General features: G+C 69.9%; 2 protein-coding genes and 1 pseudogene. 2 read left to right on the forward strand and 1 reads right to left on the reverse strand.

Translation table 11 applies throughout. The annotated features are described in order from the left end of the window. A pseudogene (locus tag AC1DZ6_RS25240) lies at positions 1-238 on the reverse strand (hypothetical protein); the annotation flags it as partial. Between the two features lie 202 nt (positions 239-440). Here AC1DZ6_RS25240 and panD point away from each other — a divergent pair. Together panD and AC1DZ6_RS25250 are read left to right on the forward strand one after the other, a co-directional pair. Next, positions 441-797 carry an aspartate 1-decarboxylase gene (gene panD, locus AC1DZ6_RS25245; RefSeq protein ID WP_056756452.1) on the forward strand — a complete coding sequence of 119 codons (357 nt, stop codon included), beginning with the start codon at positions 441-443 and terminating at the stop codon, positions 795-797. Between the two features lie 2 nt (positions 798-799). Then, positions 800-1,258, forward strand: a complete 459-nt coding sequence (locus AC1DZ6_RS25250) for a hypothetical protein (RefSeq protein WP_477099830.1) — start codon at positions 800-802, stop codon at positions 1,256-1,258. Positions 1,259-1,313: the final 55 nt, after the last annotated feature.

Consider the following 1,313-nt stretch of genomic DNA (forward strand, 5'->3'; position numbering starts at 1 on the left):
GGCGGCGGCGGCCCGCGCCTGGGCCGCCTTGGCCGGCGGCGGCGGCCCGCGCCTGGGCCGCCTTGGCCTTGGCGGCGGCGTCGGCGGCCTGCTGCATGAGCTTGAGGATGTCGGTCGTGCGGTTGGGCGCCGCCGTCGCGGCCGGAGCGGTGGTCTGGGTGCGCGTCTGCGACAACGCCCCGCCCAACGCCCCCGCCGCCAGGATTCCACCCAGCGCCAAGCCTGTCAGAAGTCGCATGAGAGCCCCCTCGCATCACGCCGTTATCTCGACCATAGGGCGCCCAAGCGTCGCTGTTAACCTTTGTTCGGCGGCGCCCGTCTGTTGCACTGCGATTGAACGCGGACCGCTTCCTGTCTATATGGCCGTGACTGATCACGGGTCATGTGTGTGGCGACCCGGTAAATCCCAATGTGTTTCAAGCGGATAGGGTGATATCGCCATGCTGTTGACGATGATGAAGGCCAAGCTTCACCGGGCCACCGTCACCCAGGCCGACCTCGACTACGAAGGCTCGATCGCGATCGACACCGATCTGCTCGAGGCCGCCAACATCCTGCCCAACGAGCAGGTGGACGTGCTGAACATCACCACCGGCGCCCGTTTCACCACCTACGCCATCGCCGCGCCGCGCGGTTCGAAGGTGATCGGCGTCAACGGCGCGGCCGCCCGCCTGGTCCAGAAGAACGACACGGTGATCGTGGTGACCTACTGCCAGATGCCGGCGGAAGAGGCGCGAAATTATGCCCCGACCGTGGTGCTGCTGGAAGACGGCAACCGCATCAAGAAGGCCGCCTGAGCATGCGCCCCGCCGTCCTTTTGATCGCGGCGGGCCTGACCCTCGCCGCCTGTTCGCCCAAGCTGCCCAGCGGCGTCGACGAGCAGCAGCTGTCGGACGCCGTCGGCCGCGCCATCGGCGGGCCCAACACCTGCGTGCTGCTGGCCGACAAGGCCGGCAAGGTGGTCTGGACCGGCGGCGGCTACATCACCTGCGCCCGCAACCTGCCCACCTGCGGCGGGACCACCACCACGGCCCAGACCGTGCTGGAAGGCGCGGTCGGCAAGCCGGCCCGCTTCGCCAGCTGCCCCTCGGGCCCCGGCGTCAACACCGTCGGCTGGGCCATGGGCCCCGTGCCGGTCGGCGCGGGCAAGCCCGACCTGGGCCTGTCCTACGTCGCGGTGATGGAGGGCGAACGCGCCCTGCCGGGCCGCGAGGTGGGCGAGCGGGTGGAAGAGGCGTTCGCCAAGGCGGGGCTGTAGCAACCTCTCCCTTCCCGTCGGCGGATGGGGGAAGGGCCGGGGATGGGGGTGATGC

The sequence above is a fragment of the Caulobacter sp. P1_B12_2 genome (assembly GCF_056406675.1).